The organism is Paenibacillus oryzisoli (assembly GCF_001653565.1).
GTDB lineage: Bacteria > Bacillota > Bacilli > Paenibacillales > NBRC-103111 > Paenibacillus_E > Paenibacillus_E oryzisoli.
The window spans coordinates 1-20,524 of record NZ_LYPB01000037.1; the positions used below are offsets into that span (position 1 = coordinate 1).

The window sequence follows — 20,524 nt, forward strand, 5'->3', positions numbered from 1 at the left end:
CTGTCGGCTATGTACTTCCGCCACCTCGCGGTGTACTGGAGACTTTCACTCCTTAGTCGTTGCGCTGCCAAGCGCACAAAAATCTGTTGCGTAATCGCAACAGATTCTCTTCCACCTTCATTTAATTATACACACCTAAGCTGATGAGCTCGGCTTCCATCTCGCTTCTAAAAATCCTTTTGTCGTGTTCTTCCATAAAAGCGGCTTCCACGCCATTCATGATCAACTTCACGAGTTCCGGTGTTGTAAAAGCGAAGCGGTCGGCAATCGTGCGATACTCCTTCGTAATATCGGTTCCCGACACACTAGGATTATCTGTGTTGATCGTTACGATCAAACCTTGTTCCAAGTACGCCCGGATCGGATACGCCTCCCAGGAAGCCACAGCCTTCGTTTGGATATTGGAGATTGGACACATTTCCAATGGGATACGGCGGTCTTTGATCATCTCTAGAATAGCGGCATTCTCCCCAAGCCTCACCCCATGCCCGATTCGGGTGGCACCTAGATGCGCGACAGCCTCGTAGACGTTAACCGCACCTGCAGCCTCGCCAGCATGAATAGTAACTGGAATGCCCAGCTTATGTGATCTTGCAAACACTTCCCGGAAAAACTCAGGCGGATAATTCGCCTCATCGCCAGCCAAATCAACAGCAACGACGCCCTTCCCTACAAATTTGGCGGCCGCTTCAATGACTTCCAAATTATCCTCATAGGAGTGATTTCGCATACAAATAGCTATTACACCGAATCTCGTCCCATAATCGCTCCTTGCGCGCTTTAATCCTTGGGTGACATAATGGAAGGTCTCTTCCAAGGTTAACCCCATGTTGCGATGCAATTGAGGCGCAAAGCGAACCTCCACATAGCGACAGTTATGCTCCAAGGATTGCTCTATGACTTCATAAGCAACTCGTTCTAAAGCTGCACCTGTTTGTAGAAACTTCGTCGTAAAATCAAATTTTCCTAAGTATTCAATCAGACTGCCACAATCGTCTGTCACTCGCATATGCGGGATCAGCCCATCCTTATCATAGACAGGGAGTGATATGCCTTGCTCAAGAGCGAGCTCCAAGATCGTCTCGGGCTTCACACTTCCATCCAAATGTAAATGAAGATCCACCTTCGGCAATCTCGCTAACAAATCATTTGTTCGCATGTGAGCCATCTCCCATCTCTCCCGTTGTCCCTCGTAGGCGCCAGTGCGCTAGAGAAGAATTTTTATTACTTTAATCTAATGTGATGATTATGTCAATATACATTACACTATGTTGCCATTTTATCATATGCGTCACCTTATCTAACATTTCTTATTTTACTTATAAAATGAAAAAAAATCCACATCAGGCTACTAAGCCTACTGTGGATCTCTATGTTCGCCTTCTTACGAAGCTCTCGTTCGAACTAATAAGTACAGAAAGTATGGCGCTCCAATTACAGCGGCCACAATTCCCGTCGGAACTTCTGTTGGCTGAAACATCCCCCGAGAAATCGTATCCGCGACAATTAGCAGCAGCCCTCCCGTGAGTGCCGAAGCTGGAATCAAGAATTGATGCTTAGGTCCAACTAACCTTCGAGCAAGGTGTGGTCCTATCAAACCTACGAAGCCGATTCCACCACCGACAGCGACACATGCGCCTGCCAGCGCAACAGCTGCAGCTAGCAATCCAAGTCGTTCCCGTTCCATTCTAATCCCGAGCCCAATAGACGTCATCTCTCCCAGATTCAATACATTTAACACATTGGCTTTATATATGACGTATGGAATAAGAATGACGATCCAAGGTAATAAAGCGACAACAAACTTCCAGTTAGTTCCCCAGATACTCCCTGCTAACCAGATCTGAACGAACTGAAAATCAGTCGGATCCAAGCGAATGCTCAGAACCATCATCAGGGAAGCAATACCAGCGGAAACCGCGATCCCCACAAGGAGCAAACGGGATGAAGAGATTCCTTTACCTTTGACATACGAAAGCGTATAGATCAAGAAAGCAGCCAAACCCGCGCCAAGCATAGCGATCATCGGCATGAAGAATAGCGGTGCCCCAACATTATTGGGATAAAAGGATACGACCAGAATGATGGCAAGTCCTGCTCCTGCATTAATGCCCAGAATCCCTGGGTCAGCTAACATATTCCGCGAAATCCCTTGCAGGATCGCTCCAGAAACCGCTAAGCCAGCTCCTACCAGTATTGCAATCACGATGCGTGGAAGTCGAAAATCCCATAGAATAATGCTTTGTTTGGCAGTACCGCCTCCAAAAAATGTTCGCAGCACTTCAAGCGGACTCAAACGGATTACGCCCGTATTCATACTTATAATAAAAACAATAATAATGAGGACTATTAAAATTGACATCACCGCGATCGCTTTAGCCAATCTCGGCTTCTTGATGCTTCCAGGTTGCATGGATGCCACTTTCTAATCCCTCCCCTTTTTACGCGCTAGATAGAGGAAGAAGGGCACACCAATTAGTGCAATAATGGAACCTATCGGTGTTTCAAATGGCGGATGGACCATGCGCGCTCCGATATCCGCCAGCACAACCAACAATCCACCTAATACGGCAGAAGTCGGGATGATCCAACGATAATCAACACCAACGAGATAACGAACAACGTGCGGGATAATAAGACCAATGAATCCAATAGCCCCTACCGTTGCTACTGCTGCACCTGCGAGAACTAGAACCAGTACAAAGGCTGCTAGCTTCACAAGCCCCGTCCGCAGACCGAGACCTGTTGCAACATCTTCCCCCATGCTTAACAGCGTAATCCAGGGTGAGATGAACATTGCCCCAAGTAAGGCAACGATAATCCAAGGTGCCATAATATCAACTTGCAACCACTTCGTACCCGCAACTCCTCCTGCAAACCAAAAAGCGAGATCCTGACCAATATGGTAGGAAATCGCAATCCCTTCACTGAGTGCCACGAGTAAGGCACTGACAGCAGACCCCGCCAGAACGATTCGAACAGGTGTTACGCCACCCTTGGCCAACGCACTAATGCCATAGACAAGTCCCGTCCCTATTGCAGCACCGAGGAATGAGAATAGAATGACATAATGAAATGGCAGATGCGGTAAAAAGGCAAAACACAGGGCAAGCATGAAGCCTGCACCTGCGTTGATACCAAGAATACCCGGGTCCGATAACGGATTGCGTGTAACACCTTGCATAATCGCCCCTGCCACAGCAAAAGCAGCCCCAACTAAAGCGCCAGCGATTGCTCGTGGAAGCCGTAATTGTTGGATGATCAAATGCTGAGTTGAATCCCCATTAAATTGAAAGATGGCTTGCCATACCTCGCCGAAAGAGATATCTGCTGCCCCAACTGAAATAGAGGCAATCAGGCTAATCAGCAACAAAGCCAGTCCACCAAAAATAATGGCTGATGCAGTCAATGGACGGGATTTCAATGGAGGATGGCTTGCGGGAACTTGGCTTTTTGAACCCGTCATACCTTAACCCCCAATTATTTAATAAGTTTAACGATATCGTCCATCACACGCTCGCCAGCGATGACACCGTTGTACAACCAGCTACTTGTCTTGTCTATTTCAAATACTTTACCTGATTTCACAGCGGGAACGTTCTTCCACAGTGGATCTTCCAAGTTGCCTGCTTGACCTTTATCGCTGTTAACCAAGAAAATATAGTCTGCGTCTAATTGAGCAAGTTTTTCTAGTGAGATTGGCACCCAATTAGCTTTCGCTTCAGGCAGTACGGCCAAAATATTAGGCAGTTTCAACCCAAGGTCTCCATAAGCAACCGCGCCGCTGGCAACTTTACCATTAACGACATAAAAGTTTTTATTCGTTACCCATAGAATGGCAACCTTTTTATCCCCAATAATGGGAGCAAGTTTTGCTTTTGTTTCTGTTACTTTTTGATCATATTTTTTGAGCGCTGCGTTCGCCGCATCTGTCTTATTAAGAATTTCGCCCATTTTCAAAAGCGTCTTACGGTAATCCGCTATTACTTCACTGCCGAGCACAAATGTCGGTACAACTTTGGAGTACTGCTCATATAGACCTTTCTCAACCGCCGACTCACTGCCAACGATCATGAAATCCGGAGTAACTTTCAATATGGATTCCACGGGAAGCGTGGACGCAATGGGAGGAACACCAGCTAACTGTGTTTGCAAATAATCTTGCACGCTTGTTTCTTTAACCGACCATTGAACAATCGGTTTAATGCCTAGTGTGAGAAGCGGATCCTCCAAGTAGGAAGCGATGACTGCTTTCGGATTGGCGGGTACTTTCACGTCGTGTCCCATGCTATCTTTAAGAACTTTATCTAGGGCAGGCGCAGGCGTCGCTGTCACTGCTGCAGTAGCTGCCGGAGCAGTTGACGTTGCAGGTGTTGTTGTGCTCGCTGCTTCTTTATCGCTTCCACAAGCTGTTGCGAGTAGAGCGGCCATACATACGGAAAGGACAGTGAATGTAACTTTAGTAGTTTTAGTTGTATTGAAACGTGACAAGGTGGACCCTCCTGAGTATCTAATTATGTATGATATTGATTCTCAATTCATAATAATGAAAATGATTATCAATGTCAACAAATTCAGCTATATCCCAGTATTTCCTTGTTTTTTGTGAATGACCTTCAGTGCTTCACGTACACTCAGGGGTGATAAGTCATGATTGGCGACGAACGTTTGCACAGACTCCGCATCCGTCTTGGAATATTCACGCAGTGCCCATCCAATCGCTTTGCGGATGAAAAACTCCTTCGAATCAGCCATCGTTGTAATGCAGTGAAACAGCAGCGGCACATCGGTCTTCTCTTTATATTTCAACTGAAATAAAATCGCTGTTCGCTGAAGCCACATATGATTGGAAGCTAACCATTTCTCTACGTAGTCTGGGATTAACGTTGGAAACCGTTGGAGATGATAACCGATCAGGTGATCCGCCACCGTATCTACCGTGTCCCACCAGGATTGGGTGACGATGTAAGACTCCAGCACATCAATGTGCGCAGCATGTACTGTTTTTCTTATTTGCAGAAGTATCATAATAGCCGTGTAGTGGAACTCCCGCTCAGGCAAGGACCAAAGCTCTTGAGCGACGCGAACAGCCTCCTCCCCTTTCGGAAAGCCATGCTCCTTCGTGAATTGTTTGGTCAGAGAAACGCGCTCCGGATTACGAATCCCGAGGAATGGAAAATGATTCTTCATATACGCTTCCATGCTTGGTGCATTTTCCGTATTTGCATGCGCTCTAAGCCATTTTTCCAAGTTAATCGTGTAGGGGGATGTCATCGTGAAAGTGCCTCCTTATAGCTGTCTCATATGCACTTATTGTAGCAATTCGCTAGCAATTCGGGTATGCTATTAGCAGAATTTTAATAGAGATGATGAATAGGATCGGTGAGAAACATGACGTATAAATTAGTTGCTGCTGACTTGGATGATACGCTGTTGCGTGATGATTTGACGATTTCACAAGAGACAATTGAAGCTATGCATCTAGCTGTTGCCAAAGGGGTAACGGTCACTATCGCCACAGGAAGAAGCTTCCCTTCTGCTGCCAAAATTGCCAATCGTATCGGACTCAACGTGCCCATCATTACGTATCAAGGGGCTTTGATCAAAAACTTATTGGACGAGAACGTCCTCTATGAGCGCACCGTCCCTGTGGAGAGTGCCCGCTTCCTTCTCGATTATTGTGAGAAGAACAACTATCATCTTCAGCTTTACCATGGGGATGAGCTTTATGCAGCTGAGGATAACGATAAGATCAAAAACTATGTGAGCTTGTCCAAGACACCTTATATCATTGGTGATTTGCGTCAATGGATCGATATCCCGCAGCCAAAGCTGCTGATCGTGGACAAACCGGAGGTTTGCGACCAAATTCGTGAGGAGCTTCTCCCTCTACTGGGAGATAAACTGCATATCACGAAATCCAAACCGCACTATTTGGAGTTTATGCATAAGGAAGGTACGAAGGGACATGCGATCACGTTCCTCGCTGAGCACATCGGATGTTCATTAGATGAAGTAATTGCACTGGGCGATGCCTGGAATGATCGGGAAATGCTGGAAGTGGCTGGCCTCGGCGTTGCCATGGAGAATGCGCTGCCTGAGCTGAAAGCGTTGGCGAACTTCGTGACGAAGAGCAATAACGAGGATGGCGTGAGGCATGTGTTGGAGAAGTTTGTTTTGGCGGATTGATCCGTGGACGAAATGAAATGAGAGAAAGAGGTCCTTGGGGACCTCTTTTTTGTGTGGATAGAAGATAACTTAATAGTACTATAAAAATATAGTACTTTCTTGAGAATTAACACTAACCTATTATTAATTTAATGAAATAAGTTAGGTGGGAACTACAATTCATACAAATAGGATATTTAGAGCAAATTTAATTGGTGTAATTCTAATGGTAATATTGCTCAACTTGATATGGGCCATTCCTTGCATGGAATTTGAATGCATGATCATTTTCATTTTACTTTTTATTTGTTGTTTAATTTTTATCGTGTACTTTCTTGCTTTGTTTATATATGCAAAACTAAATCAATATTCCTGCTCAGTTGGGTGGTTTTTGTTCCCCATTATGAACTTAGCCTTTTTTTATGGCTTCATATCTCATATTTCGGATGTTGTTTATGTATGGATTGGCCTTAGTGGAGTGCTACTATTTATGACAATCAAACTACTAAACATAAAATTTTCATCTTATTTACTTGGACTTTCCATTAATATGATTTTATTTACAATATATTATTTATTCTCATTTCAATTCAGAATATGGCCATTTTGATATTAAAGAATTCTAACCCCTCTTGTAAGACTACGCCACCATCCAAAAAAGACCTCCAGCAACATCCTGAAGGTCTCCGCTATCACGCGCTTATAATTCCAACGTCATAAATGAACTTAATGGGTCATCTGTATAATCCGCGAATGGTCCACAATAGGTAAACCCAAACTTTTCATATAATTTCCTAGCTGGTTCGAACGCTTCCATGGAGCCTGTCTCTAAACTAATTCGCGTATAGCCGCGTTGTTTCGCTTCATTAATAATGTGATCGAGAATTTGCCTCGCAACGCCCTTCCTATGATGTGCTGCGGAAGTTCGCATGGATTTTAATTCGCCATGTTGACGATCCAATTCCTTGATCGCCCCGCAACCGACTAAATCCCCTTGTTCCCAACCACTCCAAAATGTGATACCAGGTTTCTTCAATCCATCCAGATTTAAGGCATGTGTACTCTCTGGCGGGGATAACGATTGCATATGTAGAAGATGCTCCATAATGAGCGCTCTTACTTCAGGACCCGATAAGTCATCCACTTTGATCTCCATAACGGCCTCTCCTCTGTCTCTAATTTTTAATCACTAGAATACAACATTACAACGGTCAATTACAACTACTCTTGGGATGAAGCACAATAGGGAGAGCACTGATTGTGTACTGTGACAATGCAACTATAGGTACTAGACAGTAAGGTTGTTGGTATGAGAACATGAGTTATTAGTAATTATGTAAGCGTTATCTATTTCTTTAAGGGTATAAAGATTTCATATGCTTAATATCCATAGCCATGAGGTAAAAAAGGAGCGTGTATCCTATGTTCGATGGCGCATTACTCCAGGATAAAGTCATACTGATTACCGGCGGCGGCACAGGGCTTGGCCGCGCGATGGGTGAGAAATTCCTGTCGCTCGGCGCAAAGCTTGCTATCACGAGTCGGCGTGAAGAGGTACTGGCGAAAGCTGCGGCAGAAATGAGTAGTGACGGCGGGGATGTGTTCTACCATCCCTGCGATGTCCGTGATCCGCAGCAGGTAGCTGCCATGATCACGGCCGTGGAACAGCACTTCGGTCGCATCGACGTGCTGATCAACAATGCGGCGGGCAACTTTGCCAGCCCGACTGAGCATTTATCACCGCGAGCGGTCGATGCGGTGCTGAACATTGTGCTCCACGGGACGTTCTACACCACATTGGAGCTGGGTAAGCGGTGGATCGAGCAAGGCATAGGAGGTACGATGCTGAACATCGTCACCTCCTATGCCTCCACCGGATCCGCCTTTGTTGTGCCTTCCGCCGCCGCGAAGGCCGGCGTACTTGCTCTTACCCGCTCACTCGCCGTCGAGTGGGCGCGGTACGGGATCCGGCAAGTCGCGATCGCGCCGGGGCTGTTCCCGACCGATGGCGCGTGGAGCCGGCTGGCTCCCACGCCCGAGCTGTCGCAGAAGCTCTTGCACCGCGTCCCTCTGGGGCGCGTTGGGGAAAAAGATGAGCTGGCGAACCTCGCCGCTTATCTGATTTCGGACTTCGCCGGGTATATTAACGGCGAAGTGATCACGATTGACGGCGGCGAGTGGCTGCAAGGCGCCGGGCAATTCAATGACCTGCTCGAGGTAACCGATGAGCAGTGGGTTTCCCTTGCGGAGATGACCCGCAAGGGGAAATCGTAGGGTTGGATTGCTCGCCGATTGCGGATTAGTCAGGTTTTATCGAATTAATCTTGCTATCTGCCGCAACAAACCCTAGTTAGTCCCAAATAACACAACTAAATCGACTAGAATATGTCCCTAGCTAAGAAAATGGAGAAATAAGTGGGCATTTGACAATTCGGCGCATCTGTTGGGTGGATTAACTGGAAAAACTACATCTAAATCTATACATTTTAGAGATTTTGATGAAATAAATGGAAAATGTACATCTAAATATGAGGAATCGTGCTGTTTATTAGAAATAGTTAAAATTAGATGGAGAAAATCCAGTTATCTTCCTTTTCCAATGGAATTAGGTAGAAATAACTGGATATTCTCCATCTATTTGGTTGCTGGTAGGCAGATCTACTCTACTCTACTCTTCATATAAAATAGGCTTACAGATGTAAACCCTTCATCTGTAAGCCTATTTCTAGCTACCGCCGGGGTGGTCTGAGCTTAGCTGTAGGAGTTGGATTGGCGGTTATACTTAGTTGATGTGTTTCTGATTTGCGGGTTGCCGGGTTGCAGCATATTATTGGGGTTGCTGAGTTACTAGGCCACTGAACGCTGTGTTACAAACTTGCTGAATTACTAAGTCGCTGAACGCTGTGCTACTAACTTGCTGAGTTACTTGGTCGCTGGACGTCGTGTTACCAACTTGCTGCGTTATTTGGTTGCTGGGTACCGTGTCACTAACTTGCTGTGTTACTACCCCGCCAAGTTGATACTTAGTAGCTGTGCTACTGACTTACCAGTTAGCTACGTAATCCTGGAGTTCGTTGAGTTCCTGACTTACTAGGCCATCGATTCACCGACATCCCCGTTCGTGGTGGGATGAGATCGAGCGCCGCCAATTATCCCTAACATTTACGTCTCCCAACGTTGACGCTCAGCTTGTATTTAAGCATTTACTCACTGAGGCTTACCCTTACCCCTTCACAGCCCCTGCGGTCATACCCTTCATTATCTGTTCCTGGAACAGCAGGAACACGATAATCGTCGGTAGTACGGCAATGGCTAGTGCAGCCATCGTCAATTCGTAATCGGTCATGTAGCCTGTGGCGAAGGCGGATAGGCTGAGCGGTACGGTTTTGAGTGCAGGCTTACTAATGAAGACCAATGCAAAAGCGAAGTCGTTCCAGAACCGGAGAAAGCCCAGAATGGCAACGGTTGATAACGCAGGAACACTGAGCGGAAGCATCATGCGGAAGAAAATGCCCCAGTAGCCCGTACCATCGATCAGCGCGGCCTCTTCGATTTCTTTGGGAATACTCACTAAGTACGCAGCTACGATGAAGATGGCTAATGGCAATTCAAATGCGACATAGGGCAAAATAAGTGCACCGTACGTGTTCAACAACCCTACTTTTTTCATAATAATAAATAGCGGTACAAGTGTGCTATGAATCGGAATGAGCATGCCTAGCAGGAACAAACCTGTGAAGAATGCCTTCAACTTAAACTCAAAACGCGCGATAATAAAGGCCGCTAAAGCGCCAAGAATCAGTGTCAGCACTAAGGAAGCTACCGTTACAACGGTGGAGTTCCATAAGGAAAGGCCCATTCCCGAGACTTTCCATGCGCGGACTAAGTTATCCCACTTCCATACGGTTGGCAGCAGAAAAGGCCGGGAATAAAATTCTTCATTTGATTTAACAGCACTAATAAATAACCATATTAATGGATACAACGTGACCAGTGCATACAAGGATAGAACGGTATTGATGGCGCCGCGCGTCCATACTTTACGTTGTTTAGCTCCAGCGGGAATACCCGTCTGCATCGCTACAACCTGCTTCATAGATGTCCCTCCTACAAGAGATGAATGATGATAATAGTTGATCTGCCTAACGATAGTCTCGCTTCATGAGATATTGACTGCCCACGATCAGAAGCAAGCTAAGAATAATAATCGCTGTAGATAATGCACTGCCGAATCCGAAACGATACACATTGAAAGTGCTGTTGTACATATAGGATGCCAACAATTCCGTAGAATGCGCAGGGCCGCCGCCTGTCATGACATAGATCAGATCGAAGGCTTTCAAAGAGCCTGAAATACAAAGCACGATCGCTACCTTCACCGTATCCCAAATCATTGGCAATGTGACGGCAAATAGTTTACGCACGGGTCCGACACCATCCAACTGGGCAGCGTCTTCAATTTCAGGTGAAATATTTTGTAAGGCAGCAATGAACATAATCATGTAAGGACCAATATAATTCCAGATGATCGGCACCATCAGCGCGAACATCGATACTTTCGGATCGGAGAGCCAAGCTTTCTTCCAACTATCAAGATGGGCACCATCAAGCAAGAAGTTCAGAATACCGATTTGCGGGTGGTAGATGTAACCCCAGATAATCCCGACGACAACAGAAGATAATACCATGGGCATAAAGACGGAAGCTCGAATGATACGTTGAAAAGGCGTGCTGCGCATCAAGAGCAGCGCTAAGATCATAGCGATCGGAACCTGCCCGAAGACGGAAGCGGCAACGATAAGCATGTTATTTTTAAAAGCTTTCCAGAAGATCGGATCTGTAAATACCTCCATATAGTTATCCATCCCAATAAACTTCGCTGCGCCAATGCCTTTCCAATCGAAGAAGCCATAGTACGCCGACCAGAACAGGGGAACGATAACAAAAAACAAATAGATGATTAAGGCTGGAAGGAGCCCTATGGTGATGAATCCTCTCATTCTTGCGGACACGTTCATGATGCCCCTCCTTGTAAGCTTTTTTGGAAAAAAGACTCCAGCCGAGCTGAGGCTGAAGTCCTTTGGCACAAATAAGAATTTATATGTTTCACATGATAAGTCTGCTATTTGTCTAGATAAACGCTCGCGTCCTTTAAAGGACGGCGTAGTCGTTTATTTCGCTAACCTTATTTGCCGATAGCTTTCGCTTGCGCATCTTGCACTTTCTTCGCAATATCTTCTGGCTTACCGCCCATTAGAAGCTCTTGAAGTCCATTGTTCACCACATCTGCGCTGGATGAGCTCAGTCTGCCGTCATAAACAGGCGTCATTTTCACGGTGCCCATCATTTTGTAAACTTCAGCGAAGAGGGAAGTTACTTTGCTTGTATCCAAAGCTACTTTGTAACTAACAAGCTGATTGCCTTCTAAAATCGCTTTCTGTGCTTCTGGACCAGACAACGCGTAGATCAGCTCGTAAGCGGCAGCTTTTTGTGCGCCAGTTACTTTTTTGCTCATACCTAAACCTGTTCCAACAACACCAGAGAGTGTGTTCGGATCACCCTTCCCATTCGGTACGGATGGCAATACGGTAACGGCCATGTTCGCAAGCGCTTCTTTGGAAGCGCTAGCTGCTAGGTTCGGCAATGCCCAACCGCCATCGATCATCATCGCGGCTTTTCCTTGCGCGAACATTTGTTCCATCTGTGTGTTATCAATGCTGTTGAACCCTTCTTGGAAAGCGCCTGCTTTGCCAAGCTGTTGCAGGTACGTTAAGGATTGAACGAATTCAGGATCCGTAAACTTCGCCCCATTTTGATCAACAGCCTTCAAGAACCATTCAGTTCCTGTCACACGGTCAGCCAAGGAGCTTAGGATACTCGATTGTGCAACCCATGCCGCTTTGTTGCCGAGCGCGATTGGCGTTACGTTATTCTTTTTGAACGTATCCACCAGTTTCATCATGTCGTCCCACGTTTTCGGGGGTTGAACGTTATATTTGTTGAAGATTTCTTTGTTGTAATAAAGAATGGATGTTGGCGATAAGGCCATTGGCGCTGCATATGTTTTGCCAGAAATCGTGAAATCGTCGAAGGAACCTGGCATAAAGTTGCCCTTCCACTCTGCTTTACTATCCAGAAGCTCATTGATCGGTTGGATCAAGTCCCCACCGACGAATTCCTTCGTCATTACGCCTGGCCACATCACGAACAGATCCGGCATTTCATTCGCTGCCGCTACGGTTTTAAGACGCGGACGGTACCCATCGGGTGGAATCCCCTGAATATCCAACTCCACATTCGGATGATCCTTCTTGAATTTATCCATATATTCGCGCATCGTTTTGGCACGTGTATCTTCGCCTGTATAGTTGTGCCAGATCGAAAGCTTCACTTTCTCACCAGGTTTCGCTGTCTCTGTTTTAGCTGGTGCCGTGCTGCCTTGTGCCCCATCTGTAGTTCCACTCGACCCACAACCTGCTATCAACGAAAGTGACATCGCAGCCGCCAGTGTAACGATAAATGACTTTTTCATTCGTTCGGACCTCCTAAAAGTTTCGTAGCAACTAGCTCCACTACTTGCAAGCTCTCTCCGTTACTCCTTTAGTATAGGGGACAATGTTCTACAGAGGTACGGGAGAGACTTCGGCGCGAAGGGGGACATTGTTCAGTCTTTGCCCCCTTGTCGATATTCGGACGGCGCTCTTCCTGTATGCTTTTTGAACTGCCCCGTAAAGTATTTGATATCCTCATAACCCACGCGCCTTGCAATATCGCTCACTTTCAATTGCGTACTCTGCACAAGATCTGTTGCCAGCTTCATACGTTCCCGAGTCACGAACTCTAGATACGTATACCCGGTCTCCCGCTTAAAAACCTCACTGAAATGATTAGGATTAATATGGACGAAACCAGCCACTTGCTGAAGCGAAATCGGCTGATGTAAATTATCTCGAATGTACGCAATCGCCTTATGGATGTACGCATATTTATTCTGATGGAGTCCCTGGTGGAATATGCCCATAATCCCTGAGAGCACCTTGAACACCTCCTCTTCAGGACGGCCTTCGCCTTCTAGCTTGGATAGTGCACTGAGTACCGACTGATCCTGCTCGGCAGTGCTAGCTCTCTCTAACCAACGATGGCCTGCTACCACGATCGATTGTAAATAACCTTGAACGGACATTGGCGTAGCCGCGGCATCCTCAAGTTGTGTGCGAACCTTCAGATTCACCCAATGTCTAAGGTCCGTCGCGTTATCTTTCATTAGAATCGCCGCTAGCTCTGTTTCTTCTTTCTCCGAGCAAACCGTCCGGCTCCCGCTTCGATCTTGAATATCTTGCAGGGTGTAAAGCCCACTTGGGCCTAACAGACCTTGGTAGGCGAACACTTCCTTCGCGGTGCAATAGGACGCACGCAGCCCCTCATCATCGTACGCAACAGGTCCCAGCGATGCAAAAACCGTGCATTTCAGTGTTTCGGTAACTCGTTGGAGCGCTTTATGTAGCCCTGGGACATCGGTTACCCCAACTTCATATCGAACGACCATAACGAAATGGTCCTTTTGCATCAGCGTCACACAAGGGAGAAGTTCGTACAACATATTCTCTGCGGCTCCTTGCAGAAGATTAGCGAAGGTCACCCAACCCGAACAGGATACGAGAAGCACCTGCCTGGCAATTCCCACCCCCTCATCCGCGGAGGAGTCGACACCGTTTTTGCGAAACCAATGATGTAACTGGGTACGCGCTTCTTCATCATCGTGTAAACCACGATTCAAAGCCCTGTCCAACAATTGTGAGCGAAGCGCTGCCTGTTGAAGGTTATCCTGCTTCATCGACTCCCATTTATCCATGATGTTCTGCTGCGCTTTCAACGCTGCTTTGATGATCTCCTCTGGACGGCTTGTTTTCAGCAAATAATCGGTCACGCCTCCGCGTAAAGCCTGCTGAGCATAGTTGAAATCATCATATCCCGTGAGAATAACGATCTCCGTATCCGGTAGAATTAACTTGATTTCCCGGGCAAGCTCAATACCATCCATCCCAGACATCCGGATATCGGTCAGCACAATATGTGGCTTCTCCTGCGGAATGCGCTCTAATGCCTCTTCAGCCGATGAAGCGGCAGGCAGCAGTTCCAATCCAAGCTCTTTCCAATCAATTACGGTACACAAGCCCGTACGAATAATCACTTCATCATCCACAATCAGAATTCTCATAGGGACAACTCTCCTCTCTCTCTCGGAATCAGGAATGTAATGCGGGTACCCGTTCCCAGCGTACTCTCCAGCACAAGACCCGCACCCGCGCCATAGTGCAGCAGTAACCTGCGATGCACATTGATAAGTCCATAACTGGTCACAACTTTCTTCCTCTCTTCATCCGCTTCACTTCGGATCCCTAGCTTCTGATTAGCCGAAGCCAACTGCCCATGAATATCTCTGAGCTTCACTTCATCCATCCCGATGCCCGTATCCTCCACCACAAATTTCATATCATGCTCCCGCAGCTCGCCGTGGACATAGATGTGGCCTTTGGTTTTCTTCTTCTGAATGCCGTGAATTAAACTGTTCTCTATCAAGGGTTGGAGCAGCAGCTTTAACATGATATTTGTCGTCATTTCAGGGTCAATAAAAAATTCGATCTCGAACTGATCCGGGAATCGAATCGCTTGTATGTACGCATAGTTCTGTGCGTGGGACACCTCTTGTTGAACAACACAGAACTCCTCTCCCTTATTTAAGCTAAAGCGTAAGAAATCACTGAGCGCACCGACCATCTCGGCAATTTGTCGATCTTTGTTCATCAACGCAATCCAATGGATAGACGACAAGGTGTTGTATAAAAAGTGCGGATTAATCTGTGCTTGGAGCGCCATAATATCCGCCTCCTTCTTCATCGCTTCGTTCAGCTGAACTTGATCCTTGAGACGACTGATCCGGTCACTGAGCTTATTGTAGCTGTGAACGAGCAGGCCGACTTCATCTACGCTCCTCACTTCAAACGTCGGAATCATCTCGTCAGGATTCAAATCTTTGAGATATTTGGTCAATTTCATGAGCGGGTTCGTGACCCATCGTAAGAAATAGATGACCAGCGCCATGGCAAGTAAGAGTGCAATAAGGATGGTAACAGCCGTTACGGTCAGGACGAAGCCATTTTGCTTTTGATAAATTTCGGTCGGAATGAATCCGACTAATTTCCAGCCCACGCGTGGAAGTCCGTTGTATAGAACGGTATAAGGATGCATGCCTTGCAACACATTCGACACACCGCTTGTTTCTGTAAGTCCATGCAGATTGGGGAATACTTCGGACATATCCTTCATCAGCCACTTCCGATCGCCGCCAGCAATAATACGATTATTCGCATCTACCAGGACGACAAACCCACTCGTTTCCCAGCCCGCATCCGTCAAATAATGCTCAATCTCTGATTGATCTAGGGAAAAGGATAAGGTGCCTAACGCTTTGAACAGAGAGAAATCCCGAATCGGTCTCACCAGTGAAATCACCTTGCGTAAACCGTCAGAGGTTTGAATGTCATAGAGCGGTGACCACCATTTGGGAGCCGATTTATTCGTTGTTTCGTACTGTTGCAGAAGTGGCGCCAGGCCAGAATTCGTAATCGTTGTTGTATATAACACAGGATTACTGTTTTTCGGGGTAATCGTAATGTTGGCAATATACTTTTTGGAATAGGATAAGTTCCATAGTGTCCCAATAAGCTGCGAATACAGATTAATATCACTTTCTTCTTTGCCAAGGTAGGCCTGAACATCCCTCTGTCCAATCAAGAAGATTGACATGTTCTCTACGTCCTGAATAACAAAATCAAGCTTATCTGTCATCTGCCTCAAGGTGTTCATCCCTGCCTCCTTCGCTTTATCCTCGGTGACCGAGGTTGCAATTCGATAGGAGACCGTTCCCATCGTAAGTAAGGGTAAGACGACTGCGAATAAAATGAGCAATGAGAGCTTGCGATTGAGTGATTTGGCAAACCACCGCTTCATGGGAAATCCTCCATTCATCTAGCGATCCTACTTCTGGCAACACTTAGCATTCCTCATACCACGATCTTTTTACCATAGTATCATGAGCGAACCTGGAAAATCATACTTTTTTTTAGCCTAACAAACTTTTTGTTTGACATTCGAAAAGTTTGTGTTACCATTTTGCTCAGAATAACCTACAAGCTGTGAGGGGGGGATAACTGGTATGGAATCCATTCAGGATGAATTTGAATTTCTGACCGATATGGTGACTGGCCTTGCTGCTCAATTCGGCGAGAACTGCGAGGTTGTGCTGCACGATTTGACTGGTTCCTATGAGAGCACCATTGTCGCTATTGCCAACGGTCATATCACGGGACGCAAAATCGGAGATCCTGGCACGAATCTTGGTCTTGAGCTGCTGCGAGGCAATCATGTAAACGGCAACAAGTTCAACTATTTGACCCAAACGAAGGACGGACGCATTCTGCGCTCCAGCTCGATTTATATGAAAAATAAAGCGGGCAAAATTATCGGTTCTCTCTGTATTAACACAGACATCACGGATCTCATGGTCGCTGAGAAAACACTGAAGAATCTCATTAACCCTGCTGGCGAGCAAACCGAGGTGAAGGAATCGTTCGTCACGAGTGTCAGCGATCTCCTCGATGCTCTCATTCAAGAAGCGCAGGAAATCATCGATAAACCTGTTGCTGTTATGACCAAAGAAGATAAGATGCGCATGATTCAGCTTCTCGATGCCAAAGGGGCTTTTCTGATCAAAAAAGGCGGCGAGAAAATTTGTACGTATCTCAACATATCCAAATACACGCTGTACAGCCATCTGGAAGAAGGCAAAAGTAACGCGAAAGAAAGTGAGAGTGAATCCCTATGATGGTCTCCCTAGAAACGCCTTGTCTCCTGATCGATACGGATATTTTGGGACGTAATATTGCCTTTATGGCGGACCGTGTTCGTCAACATAGCGGCGTGAAGTTAAGACCCCATGCGAAGACGCACAAGCTTCCTTCTGTCGCTCAGCAACAAATTGACGCTGGCGCTGTTGGCATCACTGTTGCCAAAGTGTCAGAGGCCGAGGTTATGGCAGCGCATGGAATTGCTAACATCTTCATCGCGTACCCGTTGGTAACCGCGAGCAAGATCGAACGCGCGATTCGCATCAGCGAAGGGATCGAGCTTATCGTTGGCGTGGACAGCTTGGCCGGCGCCAAGCTGATGGAACAGACTGCGTCCAAGCATGGCCATACGCTGCAGGTGCGGTTAGAGATTGACACCGGGCTGCGCAGAACCGGTGTGCCGTATGAAGAGGCCGCCGCGCTGGCTGCGGAGATTGCCGGTATGCCGCATCTGCGGCTAACCGGCATCTACACGTTCCGCGGCGCGCTGCTTGCTGGCAAGCCCACGCTCGACGTGGCGGCCGCTGGCCTAGAAGAAGGCCAGCTGATGGTACAGCTGGCCGACCGCCTTAGAGCCGCTGGCATCGCTATCGCCGATGTCAGCGTGGGCTCGACGCCGACGGCTCTGTATGCCGCGGCAGTCCCAGGCGTGACGGAGGTGCGCCCTGGCACCTACGTCTATCAAGACCGGATGCAGGCGCAGCTAGGCGTCTGCGAGCTTGAAGACTGTGCCGGCAGCGTGCTCGTCACCGTCGTGAGCCGACCCTCGGCGGATCTCGCGATCGTCGACGGCGGCAGCAAGACCTTCGCAACGGATGTGCAGCCAGGCACACATCCCTTGCAGTTACGAGGCTTCGGCCATATTCATGGCCTCGAAGATGCACTGCTCGTGCGGATGACCGAGGAGCACGGCATGGTCGAGCTTGGGCCTCTGGCACAAGCTGCTGGTTTGAAAGTCGGCGACCAGCTGCGCATCATTCCGAATCATATATGCAGTACGGTTAACCTGCACAATCATGTTGTGATGCAGCGTGAAGATACATGTGATCGCGTGCCTGTGCTTGCACGAGGCATGCTCGAATAATTGAAGCAGCTGAAATAAATCTGGGAGGTGCCCCATCATGTTGGATCTACTACTGAAAAACGGACGCATCGTCGATGGCACTGGTAATCCTTGGTTTGCTGGCGATGTCGGTATCCAAGGCAACCAAATTGTCGCTATCGGTCAGCTCCATGAGGATGCCTTGAAGGTCATCGATGTGAATAAACAAGTGATCTCGCCTGGCTTCATTGACGGGCATTGCCATTCCGATCTGATGATTTTTGATTATCCGCACAGTGAAATCAAAATGCGTCAAGGCGTTACCGCCGAAGTCGTCGGCAACTGCGGGCTCGCTCCCGCTCCCTTCGTTCCTTCCCAAGCTGAACTTCTCCAAAGTTATGTTCAGCCAGTGTTAGGTCAAACCAAATGGCCATGGCCATGGGAAACCGTTGCCGAGTATATGGAAGCTGTCGCAAACTCGCGTCCCTCTGAGCATATGGCTACCTATGTGGCACATGGGGCACTGCGTATCGCGGTGATGGGATTCGCCAATCGTCCAGCAACTGGGCCCGAGATCGCACAGATGAAGGTGATGCTGGAAGATGGCCTGCGGGCTGGTGCAATTGGCTTCTCGATCGGGCTGCTCTATGCGCCAGGCAGTTATACGAGCAAAGAAGAAATTGCGGAGCTCTGCTCCGTTTTACCGAAGTATAACGGCCTGTTCTCTACGCACATTCGCGGTGAGGGAAACAATTTGTTGCCTTCCGTCAAGGAAGTCATCTGGATTGCGGAAAAGGCCGGGGTTTCGCTGCATATCTCTCATCTCAAAGCTGCCGGCAAACGCAACTGGGGGCAAATCAACGATGCGCTGGAGCTCATTGAAGATGCACGCTCACGTGGCATGGACGTCACTTGTGATGTGTACCCCTATAATGCAGGCTCCACCAGCTTAACGACGATTCTTCCCCCTTGGGTTCTCGAAGGCGGAATCGAAAGTGCGCTTGAAGTGCTGCGTGATCCTTCGCTTCGTGCCCGTGTTCGCGATGAATTGAGCCACGAACAGACGACGTGGGACAACTTGGTTTGTTCCACGGGCTGGCAAAGTGTGTTCCTCTCCGCCATGCACACGGAGCGCAATCGCCACCTCGAAGGCAAGCACCTTGCCGAGATCAGCGAAATTCGCGGGCAGGAGCCAGCGGAATGTATGATGGATCTCCTTTTGGAAGAAGAAGGCCGTATCTCCATCGTCTACTTCCATATGTCTGACGAAGATGTGAAGCAAGTTGTTGCTTATGATAAATCACTCATCGCGTCTGATAGTCTCACTTGTGATACCGGTAAGCCGCACCCTCGCTTATATGGGACATTCCCTCGCGTATTCGCGAAATATGTTCGGGAGAATCGTATTTTGACTCTGGAGCAGGCGGTGCGCAAAGTGACATCGTTCCCTGTTCAGCGCTTCAAGCTGGGCAAGCGAGGGCTAATTGTTCCTGGCTACATCGCGGATGTGGCGGTGTTCAATCCGGATACCATTCAGGATCATGCGACATTCGAGAATCCGCGGCAGTATCCAGACGGTATCTCGCATGTCGTCGTGAATGGCGCCCTTTCGTTGACCGGTGGTCAACACACGCATGCGCGGGAAGGCAGCTTCATTCGCGCACAGCATTGCTGCAAGCACTAAATTTTCTAATAAAACCTAAACTTAACTTTGACTTGGAGGTCATTCACATGTCCGTTATTGAACAACGTTTGCAAGAGCTTGGTATCACGCTTCCCCCTTCACCAGAACCGCGTTTCACATATATTCCATGTAATCAAACAGGGAACCTGATCTACTTGTCCGGTCAAGATTGCCGTATCAACGGTGAACTTATGTATGAAGGTAAACTCGGCCGCGAAGTCACGATCGAGCAAGGCCAAGAGGCAGCTCGTCAGACGATCATCAACTGCTTAGCGGTAATGAAAGGGTATCTTGGCGATTTAGACCGCGTTGTCAAAATCGTCAAAATGCTTGGCTTCGTCAACAGCGAATCCGGTTTCGGCGACCAACCATACGTCATCAACGGTGCATCCAACCTGCTTGTTGAGATCTTTGGCGAAAACGGCAAACATGCCCGCTCCGCGATCGGAACGAGCGACCTGCCTTTCCACACACCTGTGGAAATCGAACTAATCGTTGAGATTCGCGATTAGAAAACCTTTGACCAGCAGTCAAAACTAATTAACTGGAAAATGTACAGCTATTTAGAAGGAAATTCCGCAAATTTTTGATTTAAATGGAAAATAGGTAGTTATTTATCACCAATTTTGCTCAAAGAGTTAAACATCCAAAAAATAGCTGTAGGTAATCCAGTTATTCGGCATTTGAAGCCTGATTCTATGGATTTAACTACAGGAAATCCAG

The 20,524-nt window shown here is 47.5% G+C and carries 17 protein-coding genes; 6 read left to right on the top strand and 11 right to left on the bottom strand.

Going from position 1 to position 20,524, the window contains the following annotated elements; translation table 11 throughout:
* Positions 1 to 121: 121 nt before the first annotated feature.
* The 5 genes from add to A8708_RS01145 all read right to left on the bottom strand — a co-directional run bounded on the left by add (position 122) and on the right by A8708_RS01145 (position 5,274).
* Positions 122 to 1,159, bottom strand: coding sequence for an adenosine deaminase (add, locus tag A8708_RS01125; RefSeq protein WP_068661737.1), 1,038 nt, complete (start codon positions 1,157 to 1,159; stop codon positions 122 to 124).
* A 225-nt stretch (positions 1,160 to 1,384) separates the two neighbouring features.
* Positions 1,385 to 2,413 carry a FecCD family ABC transporter permease gene (locus A8708_RS01130; protein WP_068661738.1) on the bottom strand — a complete coding sequence of 343 codons (1,029 nt, stop codon included), beginning with the start codon at positions 2,411 to 2,413 and terminating at the stop codon, positions 1,385 to 1,387.
* A gap of 12 nt (positions 2,414 to 2,425) precedes the next feature.
* Positions 2,426 to 3,466 (bottom strand): FecCD family ABC transporter permease, encoded by a 1,041-nt coding sequence (locus A8708_RS01135; protein ID WP_068661705.1) that lies wholly within the window; start codon positions 3,464 to 3,466, stop codon positions 2,426 to 2,428.
* Positions 3,467 to 3,480: 14 nt separating this feature from the next.
* Positions 3,481 to 4,491 (bottom strand): ABC transporter substrate-binding protein, encoded by a 1,011-nt coding sequence (locus A8708_RS01140; protein ID WP_239696482.1) that lies wholly within the window; start codon positions 4,489 to 4,491, stop codon positions 3,481 to 3,483.
* 87 nt (positions 4,492 to 4,578) lie between these two features.
* Positions 4,579 to 5,274, bottom strand: a complete 696-nt coding sequence (locus A8708_RS01145) for a DNA alkylation repair protein (RefSeq protein ID WP_068661706.1) — start codon at positions 5,272 to 5,274, stop codon at positions 4,579 to 4,581.
* Positions 5,275 to 5,391: 117 nt separating this feature from the next.
* Here A8708_RS01145 and A8708_RS01150 point away from each other — a divergent pair, with 117 nt between their 5' ends.
* Entirely contained in the window at positions 5,392 to 6,189 is a 798-nt protein-coding gene (locus A8708_RS01150; RefSeq protein WP_068661707.1) for a Cof-type HAD-IIB family hydrolase, read from the top strand.
* Positions 6,190 to 6,868: 679 nt separating this feature from the next.
* On the opposite strand, the gene A8708_RS01155 is transcribed toward A8708_RS01150, so the two are convergent.
* Positions 6,869 to 7,324 (bottom strand): GNAT family N-acetyltransferase, encoded by a 456-nt coding sequence (locus A8708_RS01155; protein WP_068661708.1) that lies wholly within the window; start codon positions 7,322 to 7,324, stop codon positions 6,869 to 6,871.
* Positions 7,325 to 7,590: 266 nt separating this feature from the next.
* Between A8708_RS01155 and A8708_RS01160 the strand changes: the two genes are divergently transcribed.
* Positions 7,591 to 8,442 (top strand): SDR family oxidoreductase, encoded by an 852-nt coding sequence (locus tag A8708_RS01160; protein WP_068661709.1) that lies wholly within the window; start codon positions 7,591 to 7,593, stop codon positions 8,440 to 8,442.
* Between the two features lie 949 nt (positions 8,443 to 9,391).
* Here the strand turns inward: A8708_RS01160 and A8708_RS01165 are convergent.
* The 5 genes from A8708_RS01165 to A8708_RS01190 form a co-directional block, all read right to left on the bottom strand.
* Complete coding sequence (locus tag A8708_RS01165) at positions 9,392 to 10,246, bottom strand: carbohydrate ABC transporter permease (RefSeq protein ID WP_068661740.1); 855 nt, start codon at positions 10,244 to 10,246, stop codon at positions 9,392 to 9,394.
* A gap of 64 nt (positions 10,247 to 10,310) precedes the next feature.
* On the bottom strand, positions 10,311 to 11,186 hold the full coding sequence (locus A8708_RS01170) for a carbohydrate ABC transporter permease (RefSeq protein ID WP_068661710.1): 876 nt from the start codon (positions 11,184 to 11,186) through the stop codon (positions 10,311 to 10,313).
* A 167-nt stretch (positions 11,187 to 11,353) separates the two neighbouring features.
* On the bottom strand, positions 11,354 to 12,700 hold the full coding sequence (locus A8708_RS01180; RefSeq protein WP_068661712.1) for an extracellular solute-binding protein: 1,347 nt from the start codon (positions 12,698 to 12,700) through the stop codon (positions 11,354 to 11,356).
* Positions 12,701 to 12,832: 132 nt separating this feature from the next.
* Complete coding sequence (locus tag A8708_RS01185; protein WP_068661713.1) at positions 12,833 to 14,386, bottom strand: response regulator; 1,554 nt, start codon at positions 14,384 to 14,386, stop codon at positions 12,833 to 12,835.
* A complete protein-coding gene (locus tag A8708_RS01190) occupies positions 14,383 to 16,179 on the bottom strand; it encodes a sensor histidine kinase (RefSeq protein ID WP_068661714.1) in 1,797 nt (598 codons plus the stop codon). Before A8708_RS01190 ends, A8708_RS01185 begins: the two co-directional genes overlap by 4 nt.
* A 205-nt stretch (positions 16,180 to 16,384) precedes the next feature.
* Between A8708_RS01190 and A8708_RS01195 the strand changes: the two genes are divergently transcribed.
* From A8708_RS01195 to A8708_RS01210, 4 genes are read left to right on the top strand one after another with little or no spacing between them, the layout of a single operon-like run.
* Positions 16,385 to 17,053 carry a helix-turn-helix transcriptional regulator gene (locus A8708_RS01195; RefSeq protein ID WP_068661715.1) on the top strand — a complete coding sequence of 223 codons (669 nt, stop codon included), beginning with the start codon at positions 16,385 to 16,387 and terminating at the stop codon, positions 17,051 to 17,053.
* The gene (locus A8708_RS01200) at positions 17,050 to 18,159 is read left to right on the top strand and encodes an alanine racemase (protein WP_068661716.1); all 1,110 of its coding nucleotides are present in this window, start codon (positions 17,050 to 17,052) and stop codon (positions 18,157 to 18,159) included. The genes A8708_RS01195 and A8708_RS01200 overlap by 4 nt, the downstream gene beginning before the upstream one ends.
* A gap of 37 nt (positions 18,160 to 18,196) precedes the next feature.
* Positions 18,197 to 19,801, top strand: coding sequence for an N-acyl-D-amino-acid deacylase family protein (locus tag A8708_RS01205; protein WP_068661717.1), 1,605 nt, complete (start codon positions 18,197 to 18,199; stop codon positions 19,799 to 19,801).
* Positions 19,802 to 19,848: 47 nt separating this feature from the next.
* Complete coding sequence (locus tag A8708_RS01210) at positions 19,849 to 20,313, top strand: RidA family protein (protein WP_028557558.1); 465 nt, start codon at positions 19,849 to 19,851, stop codon at positions 20,311 to 20,313.
* Positions 20,314 to 20,524: the final 211 nt, after the last annotated feature.